At 39.0% G+C, this 15,930-nt stretch carries 12 protein-coding genes; 10 read left to right on the top strand and 2 right to left on the bottom strand.

Features of this window, described 5'->3' with window-relative positions:
* The first annotated feature begins 244 nt into the window (after positions 1-244).
* From ACZZZK_RS17875 to ACZZZK_RS17885, 3 genes are all read left to right on the top strand, one after another.
* A complete protein-coding gene (locus ACZZZK_RS17875) occupies positions 245-3,376 on the top strand; it encodes a SusC/RagA family TonB-linked outer membrane protein (protein ID WP_463485302.1) in 3,132 nt (1,043 codons plus the stop codon).
* Positions 3,377-3,387: 11 nt separating this feature from the next.
* On the top strand, positions 3,388-4,824 hold the full coding sequence (locus tag ACZZZK_RS17880) for a SusD/RagB family nutrient-binding outer membrane lipoprotein (RefSeq protein ID WP_463485303.1): 1,437 nt from the start codon (positions 3,388-3,390) through the stop codon (positions 4,822-4,824).
* Between the two features lie 83 nt (positions 4,825-4,907).
* Positions 4,908-6,995, top strand: a complete 2,088-nt coding sequence (locus ACZZZK_RS17885; protein WP_463485304.1) for a S9 family peptidase — start codon at positions 4,908-4,910, stop codon at positions 6,993-6,995.
* A gap of 5 nt (positions 6,996-7,000) precedes the next feature.
* Here ACZZZK_RS17885 and ACZZZK_RS17890 read toward each other — a convergent pair whose 3' ends face one another.
* Positions 7,001-8,545: an ABC transporter substrate-binding protein gene (locus tag ACZZZK_RS17890; RefSeq protein ID WP_463485305.1), complete on the bottom strand. Its 1,545-nt coding sequence runs from the start codon at positions 8,543-8,545 to the stop codon at positions 7,001-7,003.
* A 136-nt stretch (positions 8,546-8,681) separates the two neighbouring features.
* Between ACZZZK_RS17890 and ACZZZK_RS17895 the strand changes: the two genes are divergently transcribed.
* Together ACZZZK_RS17895 and ACZZZK_RS17900 are read left to right on the top strand one after the other, a co-directional pair.
* Complete coding sequence (locus ACZZZK_RS17895; RefSeq protein WP_463485306.1) at positions 8,682-9,134, top strand: substrate-binding domain-containing protein; 453 nt, start codon at positions 8,682-8,684, stop codon at positions 9,132-9,134.
* A gap of 80 nt (positions 9,135-9,214) precedes the next feature.
* The gene (locus ACZZZK_RS17900; protein WP_463485307.1) at positions 9,215-10,288 is read left to right on the top strand and encodes a DUF2891 domain-containing protein; all 1,074 of its coding nucleotides are present in this window, start codon (positions 9,215-9,217) and stop codon (positions 10,286-10,288) included.
* A 145-nt stretch (positions 10,289-10,433) separates the two neighbouring features.
* Here ACZZZK_RS17900 and ACZZZK_RS17905 read toward each other — a convergent pair whose 3' ends face one another.
* Entirely contained in the window at positions 10,434-10,955 is a 522-nt protein-coding gene (locus tag ACZZZK_RS17905) for an NADPH-dependent FMN reductase (protein WP_463485308.1), read from the bottom strand.
* 181 nt (positions 10,956-11,136) lie between these two features.
* On the opposite strand from ACZZZK_RS17905, the gene ACZZZK_RS17910 reads away from it, so the two are divergent.
* From ACZZZK_RS17910 to lepB, 5 genes are all read left to right on the top strand, one after another.
* A complete protein-coding gene (locus ACZZZK_RS17910) occupies positions 11,137-11,940 on the top strand; it encodes a ParA family protein (protein ID WP_056848688.1) in 804 nt (267 codons plus the stop codon).
* Positions 11,941-11,947: 7 nt separating this feature from the next.
* On the top strand, positions 11,948-12,856 hold the full coding sequence (locus ACZZZK_RS17915; protein ID WP_056848689.1) for a ParB/RepB/Spo0J family partition protein: 909 nt from the start codon (positions 11,948-11,950) through the stop codon (positions 12,854-12,856).
* Positions 12,856-13,587: a DUF5683 domain-containing protein gene (locus tag ACZZZK_RS17920; protein WP_463485309.1), complete on the top strand. Its 732-nt coding sequence runs from the start codon at positions 12,856-12,858 to the stop codon at positions 13,585-13,587. Before ACZZZK_RS17915 ends, ACZZZK_RS17920 begins: the two co-directional genes overlap by 1 nt.
* 10 nt (positions 13,588-13,597) lie before the next feature.
* Positions 13,598-14,332, top strand: coding sequence for a 4-hydroxy-tetrahydrodipicolinate reductase (gene dapB / locus ACZZZK_RS17925; RefSeq protein WP_463485310.1), 735 nt, complete (start codon positions 13,598-13,600; stop codon positions 14,330-14,332).
* Between the two features lie 161 nt (positions 14,333-14,493).
* Positions 14,494-15,687, top strand: a complete 1,194-nt coding sequence (gene lepB, locus ACZZZK_RS17930) for a signal peptidase I (protein ID WP_463485311.1) — start codon at positions 14,494-14,496, stop codon at positions 15,685-15,687.
* Positions 15,688-15,930 lie beyond the last annotated feature (243 nt).

Genomic DNA, 15,930 nt, shown 5'->3' on the forward strand with positions numbered 1-15,930 from the left:
TTGTTTACGGTGTATAAAATACACTTAGGGTCTGGAAATTATCTTGTAACCCGTTTGTTTAGCAAAGATTATGCTTGTTTTTGCGGTATAATTTCGATATGGCTGATTCTTGTTGCAGGTTTTATGGAAATTTTCTTTATTTATTTAGAGTTAACCAGTTTTTGCTCAGTTTTTATGCGGTTTTTTATTTATAAAAACTATATATTGCATCTAACTAACAAACCTTAACCTAAATAATAGAGATATGAGAAAAATCTTTACATCACTATTTTTTCTGTGTGTTTTGCTAACGGGTCTTCCTTCTATGGCTCAGGTAAAAACAATAACAGGAAAAATTACTTCTTCTGATGATTCTGGGCCATTACCTGGCGCCAGCGTTAAAGTAAAAGGAAGCACTACCGGAACATCAACTGATAGTAATGGTAGTTTTACTATTCAGGTACCTTCTTCATCTGCAGTTTTAGTAGTCAGTTTAATCGGTTACAAAACACAGGAAGTTACTGTTGGTAACAGAACTACAATTGCTTTGGCGTTGGCTTCAGATTCACAACAGCTTGAAGAAGTTACCGTTTCTACAGCTTTAGGAATTACCAGGCAGGCAAAATCTTTAGGTTATGCTGCACAAACGGTTAAATCGGAAGATTTAAACTATAACCATCAACCCAATTTAGTTAATGCGTTACAGGGAAAAGTTGCTGGTGCTACTATTTCAAGTACTGGTGGCGGTCCTGGTCAGGGTGCAAGTATCAGGGTTAGGGGTGTAAACTCCATTGACCCAAACATTTCTGGCGATCCGCTTTATGTAATTGATGGAGTACAGATTGATAACTCAACTTCAACTGTGGGTGCGAATCCAGGTGGTAATTCTTATGGCTCGAGAGGGGTAACCAATAGAGCTTCTGATGTAAATCCTGAAGATATTGAAACCATTAACATCTTAAAAGGTGGTGCAGCGACAGCTTTATATGGTTTAAGAGGAGCAAACGGCGTAGTAGTAATTACCACAAAAAGAGGTAAACAAAATGGAATCCAGGTAAATTTCAACAGTACTTACGGTTTCGAGAATGTGTTAATTAGTCCGAAAGTTCAAACAGAGTATACACAAGGGGTTTTAGGTGTTTATACCAATCCTCCAGGTGGTATCGGACCAGCTTGGGGACCAACAATTGCTGAAGCAAAATTAATTGATCCAACCCATCCTGATAAGCTTTTTAATAATTATGATCAGGCTTTTGGCACTGGACAGCAGGTTAAGAATTCGGTTTCATTAACTGGTGGAAGTGATGCTATTAAATTTTTCTCCTCCATCTCGCAACTTTACCAAAAAGGGATGATGCCTAATACGGATAATAAAAACTTATCTGCAAGACTAAATACCGATCTCATTATTAGTCCAAAGTTTAAGGCTTCTGTTAACATGAACTTTACCAATTCTGGTGGTTATACTTATGCCGCCGATCGGTTTGGAGAAGGTTTAGCTTATTTTTCACCTCGATACGATGTTTCTGATTATGAAAATGCAGATGGTTCTCAAAAATATCTTGGAACAAATAATCCGATTTGGGGAACCGCTAATAATAAGCTTAAAGGCGATGTAAACCGCTTCATTGGCGGTGCAAGTTTAAGTTATGATCCTGCAAAATGGTTAAATCTGTCGTATCGTTTTGGTATCGATACTTATAATGATAACAGGGTGAGAACAGCTCGTGGCCCAATGTATACCGGTGAAGCGATGTATGATAATGAGCAGGGCTTTTATGGAGAGTACAATACCAAATTTAGAACGTTGAACAGTACTTTAGTTGCTACTTTTACAACTAAATTAGGGGAAGACATCACAGGTACTTTAAGGTTAGGGCAAGAACTTTACGACAGACGAATTAAAGAAATTGGAACCTTAGGTAGTATTTTAGGGATTTATAATTTCTTTAATCTTACTAACGCAGGGGTGGTAACACTAAGCCAAAACCTCCGCGAAAAGCGTTTGGTGGGTTATTTTGGAGAGGCTACGTTTGATTATAAGAATTATCTGTTCTTAACCGTTACAGGAAGAAATGATATCACTTCAACCTTGCCAAAAGAAAACAGATCATTCTTTTATCCTTCTGCAAGTTTAAGCTACGTTTTCTCTGATCATTTAAAACTGCCATCAGTGATCAATCAGGCTAAACTAAGGTTGTCTTATGCACGGATTGGTAAGGATGCTTCGGAATATTCTACTTTTACAGGCTATTCTCCTTACGGTAGTTTACCAACAGGCACGGGTGGTTTAACAATTGCCTCTAACCTGGGTAATCCTGATTTATTACCAGAGTTTACAAACACCTACGAGGCAGGTTTGGAAATGTCGTTTTTCAAAAACCGCTTGGGATTTGACTTCACTTACTATTATTCATTAAGTCAGGATCAAATTATTCAAACCCAGATTTCATCAGCTGTAGGTTATGTAACCAAATCAATTAATGCGGGCGATATTCGTAACCGAGGTGTAGAATTGGTAATTAATGGTAAACCAATTGTAGGTAAAGATTTCAACTGGAGCGTAAACCTTAACCTTTCGGCAAATAGAAACAAGGTGCTTAACATGCCTAATGGCATTAAAGAGATTGTGTATGGCGCTGCGAGAGGTTATGGAAATGCTGGGGTAACCATGAAACTGATAGAAGGCCAGCCTTACGGAAATATTTATGGAAGTTATTTCCAGAGGTATTCTCCAAACCCTCAAGATCCAATCGTTTTAGATAAAAACCTTCCTTTACTAATCGGAGCAAATGGTTTTCCAATTATTTCCGGTGGCACACAAAGATTGTTAGGTAACTCTCAACCAGATTATATTATTGGTTTAGGAAACACGTTCAACTACAAAAACTTCAGCTTAAACGTGTTGTTTGATGCCCGTTTAGGTTTCGAGAAATATAACTGGTTAGAAGATTTTTATTCGGCATTTGGCTTGCCAGATTACACAACAGACAGAAGATCGTTTAAAACATTTGAAGGTGTACTTGCAAATGGAACGCCGAATACCAAACAAGTTTGGCTCGGCCAAACTACCGGCCCTGATGGTGTTAATTACGGCGAGGGTTATTACCGGATTTATTACAGAAATGTATCTGAGCCATTTGTATCTGATGCTTCCTGGGTACGTTTACGTTCAGCGAGTTTATCTTACCGTTTTCCACAGAATTGGTTACCTGCAAAAGCAATTAAAAACGCTTCGTTATCGGTTACGGGAAACAATTTGTGGTTATGGACAAAATATTACGGCGTAGATCCTGAATCAAGTTCTTATGATGCAGGAAGCAACAATGATGGCTCTGCAGGATTTACCTATCCATCTTCACGTCAGATTCTGTTCACGCTTAATGTTGGTTTTTAAAAAGAATTAAGATGCAAAAGATTATAAAATATACCTTGTTTTCGGCCATGATTGCAACATTAGGTTTGCAAGGCTGTAAGGATAGTTACTTTGATAAACTATCAGATAATCCAAACCAGGTTGCTAACCCAACCTTAAACGCCTTATTAGCAACTTCTACTTATAAAGCGGGTTTAAATAACTATAATGTGGCGAGTATTATTTTGCCTTACGTGCAGTATACAGCCAATCCTGCTGCCAATGGCGCCGGCGATACTTACCAGGCCATAGATTTTAGCGGTACCTGGGATGCATTATATTTTGCTATGGCTGATGCCAATGAAATGAAAAAGCTGGCAATTGCTCAAAATTCAAGTGAATATAAGGGCGTTGCCGATGTGATCATTGCCTACAATTTGATCATGGTGAATGATTTATGGGGCGATGCTCCTTTTTCTGAAGCTTTCAATATCAATAATTTAGTTCCGAAGTATGATAAGCAACAAGATGTTTATGCATCTTCTATGGCATTGATTGATGAGGCCATTGTGGAGTTGGCAAAAACAAACTCAGCAGTAAAATTAGCGGCAGCCAGCGATTTAATCTATGGCACTACTCCTGCAACTGAAAGAGCCAACTGGTTAAAATTTGCTTACGCTTTAAAAGCCAGACTATTGAATAAAGTAAGTAAAAACGCTAGCTACAATCCGGCAGCTGTTTTAGATGCTGTGAGCAAATCAATCGCTAATAACAATGAAGATGCAAGAATGCAGACTTTTAGAGAACGTAATTTTTGGGCCGGAGTTGCGTTAAGCAATTCACAGCAATCTTTAGGTGGTTGGTTGTCTGAGCAACTGATAGACGCATTAAACGGGACATCATATCCTGGTCCGATTGATCCACGACTACCAAAAATTACTGACTTAACCGTTGATGGAAAATGGATTGGCACTGTAAACGGAGCAGGTAATCGACCTCCCGGAGCAAACACTTTGAAAAATGAAAATTATATCTCACAGAATTCTCCCTGGAGCGGAAACACTTCTCCAATTTTTCTGGTAACCTACGCAGAGCTAAAATTTATTGAAGCAGAAGCTGCTTTTGATACCGACAGAACGAGATCATATAACGCGTATTTGGCAGGAATTTCTGCGAACATGGATAAATTTCAGGTTGAAGCAACAGATAAGGCTGCTTATTTAGCAAGGCCTACGGTTTCTGTAGGTGCAGCTGCTCTTACTAAAGATTTAATCTTTAAAGAAAAATATATCGCCACCTATCTCAACCCAGAAGCCTGGAATGATGCTCGCCGTTTCGATTATAAATACAAAGATTTTACATTGCCAGTGAATAATGCATTGCCAACTTTCATTCGCCGCCTGGATTACACTCAGGGTGAAAGAAGTAAAAATGGAGCAAACGTTCCTGTTGATGTACCAAGAACCACAAGATTATGGTGGGATCAGTAACAATTTTATAAAAAACCATTTTCAAGCCCTTCCCATTTACTGGTTAGGGCTTTTTTGTATAAATTATCCAGAAATTTCCTATAATGAAGAAAGCGCTTTTTACTTTACTGGTATTTGCTTCAATGGCCTCAGCTTTTGCGCAATCATTTTCCATTAAATCCGTACTTAGTTATCCTTTTCCATCGCAATTGGTAGCATCTCCTGTCGGTTCTAAAATTGCCTGGGCAGCTAATGAACAAGGTAAAAGAAATATTTATACTGCCGAAGCGCCCGATTATAAAGCGGTAAAAATAACCAACTTCAATGAAGATGATGGACAGGAGCTGACCAGTCTTTCTATTTCTGCTGATGGCCAATGGATTGTTTTTGTCAAAGGTGGCGATCATGGCGGAAGAGATGGCGGTTCAGTAAATGCGGCTTCTTTACCAACCCCACCCAAGGTAGAGATTTTTACCATTCCATTTTCTGGGGGTAAAATAAATTCAATTTCCGAAGGTGATAACCCTGTATTTTCACCAAAAGGCAATCAGCTCCTCTTTGCAAAAGGAGGTCAGATTTATCTGAGCCCGGCAGATGGCGCTTCACCAGCAAAAAATATTATTAGCGTAAAAGGATCTAACACTTCCTATAAATGGTCGCCTGATGGGGGAAAGATCGCATTTGTAAGTAATCGTACCGATCATTCATTCATAGGGATTTATCAAGATCAAAAAACGCCAATTAAATGGTTGTCGCCTTCGTTTTTCAGGGATAATTCTCCTGTTTGGTCGCCCGACGGAGACGCTATTGCCTTTATCAGGACGCAAGGAGTTGGCGGAGAAACAGATTCTATATTAAAAGCCAAACACCAACCCTGGGCGATTTGGACAGCTGATCTTAAAACAGAAAAAGGCAAACAGATCTGGAAGGCCCCGGAAACATTACGTGGATCTTTTCCATCGATAGAAGGTGGGGCGAACTTAATGTGGGCCAATAACAGAATTGTTTTTGCTTCATATGAGGATGGCTGGCCGCATTTGTATGCCATGAAAGCTGATGGATCACAAAAAATATTACTTACTCCTGGTAACTTCACCGTTGAAAACATCAAATTAAGTAACGATAAAAAAACTTTGGTGTTTGCATCCAACACCGGCAAGGACGTTCACGATTTAGACCGAAGACATATCTATAATGTTGATGTGGACAAAGCAAATATGAAACCTTTGAGTTTGGGTTTGGGTATCGAAGCTTATCCAGTATTTTCGGGTGATGCAAAACAGGTATTTTGTTTAAGTGCTACGGCACAGCGGCCCTTGTTGCCAGCGCTTTTGAAAGCAGGAGGGACCATAAATCTAATTGGTGAAGAATTGATTCCAAAAGATTTTCCGCTATCGGAAATGGTAACTCCAAAACATGTTAGTTTCAAAGCGGCTGATGGCAATACCGTTTATGGACAACTTTTTTCTCCTAGAAAAGCTGCTAAAAATCACCCGGCCATTGTTTATGTTCACGGTGGACCCCAACGCCAAATGTATCTGGGCTGGAGCCCGATGGATTATTACTCCATTGATTATGCTTTGAATCAGTACCTGGTGAGTATGGGTTTTACGGTACTTTCTGTAAATTACCGTTTGGGTTTGGGTTATGGATATGATTTCCACAAGCCTAAAAATGCCGGAGCTCAAGGTGCTTCTGAATATCAGGATATAAAGGCTGCAGGGGAGTGGTTAGCGAATCAAGCCAATATCGATCCTAAACGGATAGGGATTTATGGCGGCTCTTATGGCGGTTACTTAACGGCTTTAGCCCTCGGGAAAGATTCTAAACTGTTCGCTGCAGGTGTAGACATTCACGGTGTTAACAGTCGATTTAGTAGTGCAGCGATCGAAGGGAAAACCCCTGCTCCCGATGCGGATCTGGCGGCGAAAATTGCAAATGAATCTTCACCGGTTACCTATGTTAAAACCTGGACTTCCCCGACCTTGATCATCCATGCTGATGATGATCGCAACGTAGCTTTTAATCAAAGTGTAGATTTAGCGAAACGCTTTGAAGATTTAAAGATGGATTTTGAATTTCTGGCTATTCCTGATGATACCCACCATTGGATGAAGTTTTCTAATGGCGTAAAAGTGAGTGATGCCACGGCAGATTTTTTAAAACGCAAGCTGATGGATAGAGAAAAGTGAGGATATTAATCCTTTTTAATGCCTTTCAAAATCATTAAGCTCAAGGCGTTAAATGCATAGCAGCTGATGTTATTTTGTAGCATCACTACCGATTGATCATAAAATAATGGCACCACAGGTGAGTTGTCCATCACCAGCTGGTCCATTTTGCGGTACAGTGCAAAACGCTTTTCGTTATCGGTTTCGTAATAACTTTGTTCAAATAACCGATCAAACTCCTTATTGTAAAAGGCAAAGTAATTTGGGCCGAAGGGAACTTTGTTTTTGGAATAGAACATCGAAAGAAAATTTTCGCCATCAGCATAATCGGCTAGCCATGAACCACGGAAAAAGTTCACACTGTTTTTGGACATTAAATCTCTCAAACTTGCGCTCGGACTCACATCGATTTTAACTTTGATGCCCACGTTGGTCAATTCTCCTTGAATAAATTCGATCAAGTCTTTGTAAGTAGTGGTAGTATTCAAGGTGATTTCCGGCAAACCTTTTCCATCAGGGAAACCCGCTTCCTTTAACATTTTGGCAGAAAGCTTTGGATTGTAGGAGTAACCCCGAACGGCAACACTATCAAATCCAGGCATCCCTTTCGGTATGAATCCAGAAGTTGCAGCAATGCCGATCCCATTGCGCAAGTATCTAATCAACTTGTCGCGATCAATCGCATAATTAATAGCCTGTCTAATTTTCTTAATTTTCAGTGGAGAGTTTTTTACCAGGGCTAAACTAGAATCAACCAAAATGCCGACGTATTCCGTACATAGATACGGGCTTTTGGTTAAGGTAAACTTGCCCTTGTATTTGGTGCTCATCTTACCACTTTTCGTCAGAATATCATCACGGTAGCTTCCATCAACGTTGTAATAAAAATCGAGGTCTTTCTTTAAAAAACTCATAAAACCACTCTGTTTGTCGGTGATAAAAGTAGCTTTAACGGCATCTAAATAAGGTAATTGTATCTCTGCCTTATCTTTTTCGAAATAATGTTCATTTTTTAATAGAACCAGAATTTCTCCCTCTTTCCAGTATTTAAATTTAAAAGGACCTGTCCCCACCGGGTGACTTCGAAAATCTTTACCGTAATGCTCCACCACTTCTTTTGGCACCACCGAACAATATTGTGTAGTGAGTAAATTCATAAATGGTGGAAAAGGACGAACCAGCTGAATTTTAAAAGTACTGTCGTTTATTGCGTTAAAACTCGATTGATCTTTGACTTTGTCACTAAAAATCCAACCGCCAGAGGAAGCTACTTTTGGATCGATTAACCTGTAAAATGAATAGGCAAAATCGCTGGCAACAACTTTTCTTCCCTTTCCGTTTTTAAAAATTTCATCATCCTGAAAGTAAACATCATTGCGTAAGTTAAACGTGTAGGTCAATGCGTCTGCAGAAACCTCCCAGCTTTTTGCAATACACGGAACAGTTTGCAACGTTGAATCGATTTGCACCAGACCATTAAAAATTTGGTTGGTCATCCAAATCGCATTTTGGTTTCGGGCAAATGCCGGATCGAGAGAAGTCAGGCCCTGATCCAGATTGATATTGAACACTTTTTTGTCGCTGTTAATACTTTTTTGTTTGCAGGAAATGCAGATGATAAGACAAAAAATCCAAAATATATATCTAAATGAGCCTTGCATGCGGTAAGGAATGTTATTTTTGCACAAATTAATAAATTTAATGCAGATGTCTTTTTTAAACGATTTATTTATTGGCTTGGATGCTACAAAACGTGATGATTTACAGGAGCGTTTGGATATAGTTGAGCATAAAATTAAGTTTATGGATAAAATGCCGGTGGCTTTATTGGATGTAAACAATAATCCAAGTTATTTCCTTACAGAAGAGATTGCTTTAGCTGGAGGAATGATCGAGTCCGACGTGATGAGTGCTGCTTTTATTATTTATTACCAACCTGGAAAAACCCTTACCGATCTGATGAGAGAGGTTCCTTCTGTTTTAGATGCCGATTGGCAAGCAGTAAAAAACAACCGAATCATTTTGCTTAATGATGATGTTAACCGGGAAAGATCAGCGGAAAATGCTGTGTCGCTGATTGAAGATATGGCTGAAATGCTTCACCCTGGTTCTTTTATCTTCGGCCACGAAGGTGATAAATGGATCAGGTTTGGAGCTTAAAAACCGATGGTGTGAGAGATTTGAAATGGTTATGAGATCATTCCCTATGATAATTTAAATGGCTTATAATTAAATCAATCATGAAAAAAAGCTTTTCCTTTTGCATTCTTATATTCTCGTTCGTATTTGCTTCGGCACAGGTTGTACCCACTTTAACTGCTGATGTTGCAGAAAAGCTGGCTAAGATGCCGCTTGGATGCATTATTCAGGAATTTCCCAATAAAACTTCGCATGTGGCCAATACAGCAGTTGATGGAAGGCTGCTGCCAAGTGAACTGCATCCCGCTTTTTATGGTTGTTTAGATTGGCATAGTTCTGTCCACGGGCATTGGATGTTGCTGCGATTGCTAAAAACGGTTCCTGATCTTAAAAGCAAGACTGAAATTATTGCGGTTTTGGATAAAACCTTTTCACCTGATAAGATGAAAGCCGAGGCAGAGTATTTCACTAAATATCAGGTGGCCAGTACTTATGAGCGCACTTACGGCTGGGCCTGGTTATTAAAGCTTGATCAGGAATTGTACACCTGGGATAATCCGAATGCTAAAAAATGGCATGCCGCGTTGCAACCCTTAACGCAACAGATTTTAAAGCTATGGAAAGCCTATTTGCCAAAGCAGACTTACCCTAACAGAACAGGCGTACATCCTAATACGGCATTTGGTTTAGTGTTTGCCTTAGATTGGGCAAGAACTTTTAAAGATGTGGCATTCGAAAAACAGATTGAAGAAAAGGCAAAAGCTTTCTATTTAGATAACAAGGCAACTCCAGCTTACCTTGAGCCAGATGGATCTGATTTCTTTTCGCCAAGTTTAGAGATAGCCGATTTAATGAGGCGGGTTCTTCCAAAAAAAGACTTTGTAAACTGGCTAAATCAATTCTATGAAAAAAGAAGTATCGATAGGATTAGCGATCTGCCGATCATCAGCGATATAAACGATTATCAGGGCGTTCATTTAGTGGGTTTATCCTTCACACGGGCATGGTGCATGAAAGGAATTGCGAAAGAATTGCCAGAAAACCATAAATGGAAAAAACATTTTGAAAGCACAGCTAACAAATTTTTAGCTAATGCATTGCCTCTGGTTTTTGCCGGTAATTATGGTGGCGATCACTGGCTAGCTTCCTTTGCGGTTTACGCTTTAGAAAAATAGTGACTTGTGTTGTATCTATTGGAGACAAGTACAGGCACAGAATCGATTAAATCGATAAGCTATTTTGCACTCGTTAGAAACGAGCACAGGCATGCAACGAGTGAAGACATTGATCTTAAAATCTTTAAGTCCTTCAAGATCCTGGTTAAAAGTTGATGAATTTATCTATCTGTTCATTCGTAAATTTAACTGTGTCTTCTTGAAATAAACTCCCATTTGCATCCAGTTCTTGTTTGATGTTAGGGATATGTATCCTCAATGGAAGCACATTCAGATGAATATAATGGCACACCCCAGTGAAATGATCTACTCCACGAATGTTTCCATATTTGCCAGATGATAAACCAACCAGGGCTGCTTTTTTATCATAAAAACTTCCTGGGAAATCGGCGGCGTCAATCATTACCTTCAACACTCCGGGATAACTTCCATTGTATTCAGGCATCACAAAAATAAACTTGTCTGTCTCACTAATCAAATTCTGGATTTTTTGAAATGCTGGCGACCGCTTCCCGAACATATCCGTATTTAAAATATCTGCAGGCAAATCTTCTAAACTAAAAACGCCAGCCTCGTAGCCTTTTATTTTCAGTTGCGCCTGGTAATATTTAGCAATTTTTAGCGTGTTACTATTGGGTCGGTTGGTGGCAGCTATAATTGTGATCATGGATGAATTGTTAATAAGATGTTTAAAACCCGATAGACCTTCTTGCTAAAATTACCATATAGTTTGTATCTTAGCTGATTGATAAAAAGGGCGTAAATAACGCAAAAATAGAACTTTTTGCCGATTTAAAGGCATAAATAAACAGCGCCCAAATACGCATTATTAAATTTCGGATAGATAGATGAGCAAAATAATTGCATTAGCAAATCAAAAAGGTGGTGTTGGTAAAACAACTTCATCTATAAACCTTGCGGCGAGTTTAGCCGTTTTAGAATACAAAACTTTATTAGTAGATGCTGATCCTCAGGCGAATTCAACTTCAGGTATTGGTTTTGATCCCCGGAATATCAAGGACAGTATCTACGAGTGTATCATCAACGATATCGACCCTGCCCAGGCTATCCAAAAAACAGATACTCCGAATTTAGATTTGTTACCTGCGCATATTGATTTGGTTGGTGCCGAAATTGAAATGATCAATCTCAATAACCGTGAGTATAAAATGAAAGCGGTTTTAGAAAAAATTAAAGATCAGTACGATTTCATTATCATCGATTGTTCTCCTTCCTTAGGATTAATTACCATCAATGCTTTAACAGCGGCCGATTCGGTTATTATTCCGGTTCAATGCGAATATTTCGCGTTAGAGGGTTTGGGCAAATTGTTAAATACAATTAAAATTGTTCAAAACCGTTTAAACCCTGAATTGGAAATAGAAGGAATCTTATTAACCATGTACGATGTTCGTTTACGTTTATCAAACCAGGTGGTTGAAGAGGTTCGTACGCATTTCCATGAGTTGGTTTTTGATACCATTATTCAGCGAAATACCCGTTTAAGTGAGGCGCCAAGTTATGGCGTTTCGGTAATTATGCATGATGCCAATTGCAAAGGCGCAATTAATTACCTCAATCTTGCCCGAGAAATCGTGAAGAAAAACGGACTGTTAAAAGAAGAAGAAAATATAGATACAGCAACTTTATAAATTATAGATGACATCTTTTCAGCGAAAAACAGGTTTAGGAAGAGGGTTAAGTGCGCTTTTAGATGATAGCGAATCTTCTCATCCACCAAAACAGCAAGTAAATGCTGTAAGTGAAACCGAGCAGATTGGTAATATCAGTCATGTAAGTTTAACGGAAGTTGAAACCAATCCCTATCAACCACGTACCGAGTTTGATCAGGTAGCTTTAAATGAGCTAGCAGATTCCATCAAAGTGCAAGGGTTAATCCAGCCCATTACGGTAAGAAAAATCGGCGCAAACAAATACCAGTTAATTTCTGGTGAGCGTAGATTTAGGGCTTCAAAACTAGCAGGCTTAACACAAGTACCGGCATATATTCGCAGTGCTAACGACCAACAGATGTTGGAAATGGCATTGATCGAAAACATCCAAAGAGAAAACCTAAATGCCATTGAGGTGGCATTAAGTTTCCAGAGGATGATTGATGAAGTGGGTTTAAAACAAGAACAGTTGGGCGAAAGGGTTGGGAAAAACCGTACCACAGTGACCAACTATTTGCGTTTGTTGAAACTTCCACCAGCCATTCAAGCCTCCATCCGCGATCAAAGAATATCGATGGGGCATGCCCGTGCTTTGATTAATGTTGATGGTGTTGATAAACAATTATTTATCCATCAGGAGATTTTAGATAAAGGTTTGTCGGTGCGTAAAGTTGAAGAACTGGTTCGTAATTTACAGCATTCCCCACTTAAAATCGAAGAAAAGCCAGCAGTAAAGGGCGTTTCTTTTCAATATCAAAAACTGCAGGATGATCTGGCTTCTAAATTTGCTACCCGTGTAAAATTAAAGGTTTCGCAGAATGGCAAAGGCGCCATCGAGATTCCTTTTATGAGTGACGACGATTTGAACCGAATTTTAGAATTATTAGACTGGTAATGCATTTCAATAAGCTTTTAATACTGGTTGCTGCGGTTACGTTTTTTCTGGTAAACCAAGCTTCGGCTCAGGTAGAAGATACAGTATCAAAAGCAACTGATACGCTGAAAAGTCGTAACTATAGGCCTATGAAAGTAGATTCGCCTAAAGTAATGACGCAGCGTGATTCAGTTAAATCCAAATATGTAAACCCTGGTAAAGTTGCTGGGAGAAAAGCAGTTTTAAAATCATTAATATTGCCCGGACTTGGCCAGATTTACAATCTGCAATTATTGAATGATGGTTCCAGGGCGGGTAAAAATCTTACCTTTCAACGCATTTACACCATAGGTAAAATAGGTGCCATTTATGGTGGGTTCACCGTATTGACGCTGTCGTATATCGAGAGTAGTAAACAATATGATTTGTACCTGAAAGAATTACAGTATCGGAATAATAACGGCGGTAAGGCAGATCCTAATGGGCCATTTATCAAAGCGGATGGAAGTGAGTTTTCTACTTCGGGAATAACTACCGGTAAAGATACTTACAGGAGAAACAAGCAAATTGTACTTTTCTCATACGGTTTAGTTTACATCGCGAACGTGGTAGATGCTTACGTTGCGGCTCGTTTGCACTTCTTTAATATCGATGATAAATTATCCTTCAGAGCGGTTCCTACATTGATAAATTCAAACAGCATGTATAGCTTTAGAGCCATGCCAGCCTTAAAATTATCTCTAACTTTTTAAAAATAAATCCATGAAAATTGCGCTTTTAGGTTATGGCAAAATGGGACAGATTATAGAAAAATTTGCCCTTGAACGCGGTCATGAAATCGTGCTAAAAATATCCATTGATAACCAGGATGATTTAACCAGGCAGAACCTAAAATCGGCAGATGTGGCTATTGATTTTAGTACACCTGATTCGGTTTTAAATAACATTAGTGCGTGTTTCGATGCAAATGTTCCTGTCGTGGTAGGTACAACAGGTTGGTACGGCAAACTGCAGGAAGTTAAAAATGACTGTAATACGAGTAACAATACTTTGCTCTATGGGTCTAACTTCAGTATTGGCGTTAATTTGTTTTTTAAGTTAAATCAAACTTTAGCAAAGCTGATGAATAACTACCCGGCCTATGAGGTTCAAGTGGAAGAAATTCATCACACACAAAAATTAGATGCGCCAAGTGGTACAGCAATTACAATAGCGGAAGGTATCGTAGATAATTTAGAGAGAAAGACGGAGTGGTTAAATGAAGTTGTAGGAACAGATGTAGAAGCTTTCCCGAAAGCAGATCAACTGCTCATTGAATCGCATCGCATTGAAAACATACCAGGAACGCATACGGTGATTTACAGCAGCGAGGTAGACGACATAGAAATTAAACATACAGCACACAGCAGAGCAGGTTTTGCTTTAGGTGCTGTGGTTGCTGCAGAGTGGCTTAAAGACAAAAAAGGATTTTTCAGTATCACTGATATTTTTGAATAGGAGCGAGCAGGAAGAGTGAGGAGCAAGGATTAAGGAGCAAGGAATAAAGATTAAGGAGCAAATAACAAAGAGCAAGAAATAAAGAACAAAGATTTTAAGTCGCTTTGCGCTCCCTCCCTTTTGGGGAGGGTTGGTGTGGGGCTTTAATAGCATAAACTAATATGAATTATAAATTCTGGCAACGAAAAACAGATGCCACTAAAAAGAAAAAAACAAAAACAAGAGAATGGGTCGATGCCATTGTTTTTGCTGTAGTGGCAGCAACCATTATTCGTGTTTTCTTTATTGAGGCTTACACTATTCCATCTGGATCAATGGAGCGTTCTTTATTAATTGGCGACTTTCTTTTTGTGAGTAAAGTTAATTATGGAGCCCGCATCCCGATGACACCGGTTGCTTTCCCGTTTGCACACCACACGATGCCGTTAACAACATCAACAAAGGCCTATTGGGATGGCGTTCAATGGAAATATCACCGTTTGCCTGGCTTATCCGAAATAAAAAGAAATGACGTAGTGGTTTTCAATTTTCCGGAAGGTGATACCGTTGCCGTAGAAAATCAGTCAGATAGTTACTACAATATGGTTCGTAACATGGGTAGAGAGCAAGTTCGGAACAACTTTACGATTGTTGATCGGCCTGTTGATAAACGAGAAAACTTTATTAAGCGTTGCATCGCCATTTCTGGTGATGTAATTTCGATGGCTAACGGCGTTGCTGTTGTAAACGGAAAGCAAGAGCCATTGAAAAATACGGGCATGATGCCTTATAAAATCGTGTTTAAAACCATGGATTTTAATTACGCTGCGCTTGATGAATTTAAATTGGATTTGGGTAATAGTCCTGCAATTGCTGAAAATACCTATATCGTAAATGCTTCACCAGAAATAGCTGATAAATTAAAAGCTTTTGATTTTATCAGTTCGGTAACGCTAAGTCCTGATGCTGCCGGTCCCGAGCAGGGTGGAGTTTTCCCTCACGATCCAAATCGGGTTTGGAACCGGGATAACTTCGGGCCAATTAAAGTGCCCGCCAAAGGTTGGACTGTGAAAATAGATAGTGTGACAATGCCACTTTACTACAGAGCCATCAGAACTTATGAAGGAAATAAAGTAGAGAAAAAGGATGGCGTTTGGTACATCAATGATAAAGTGGCAACCACTTATACTTTTAAAATGAATTATTACTGGATGATGGGAGATAATCGCCATAATTCAGCAGATTCACGTTACTGGGGTTTCGTTCCCGAAGATCATATTGTAGGTAAAGCATTATTTATTTGGATGAGTTGGGATAGTGACGCATCTTTCTTTAGTAAAATAAGATGGAGCAGGTTATTTAGAGGAATTGACTAGTTTTTCCCGGAAAATCAAAACAAAAAAAGGCTTAGAGAGATCTAGGCCTTTTTTTGTTTTGCAACAAACTTTTAAAAAAAATTAATAAGTTTGTGATAAGTTTTAAATTTATTTATTAAGTTTGTTACAAACAACCAAGCTTTCACTTTTATCGCCTGATAACTACAGCGATAGAGTGCTTCAAATTTACGATTACATCGAGTACGTTAGCACAATACAGATTAACTATTAGTGGCAAGAATA

Source organism: Pedobacter sp. AC163 (assembly GCF_979258665.1).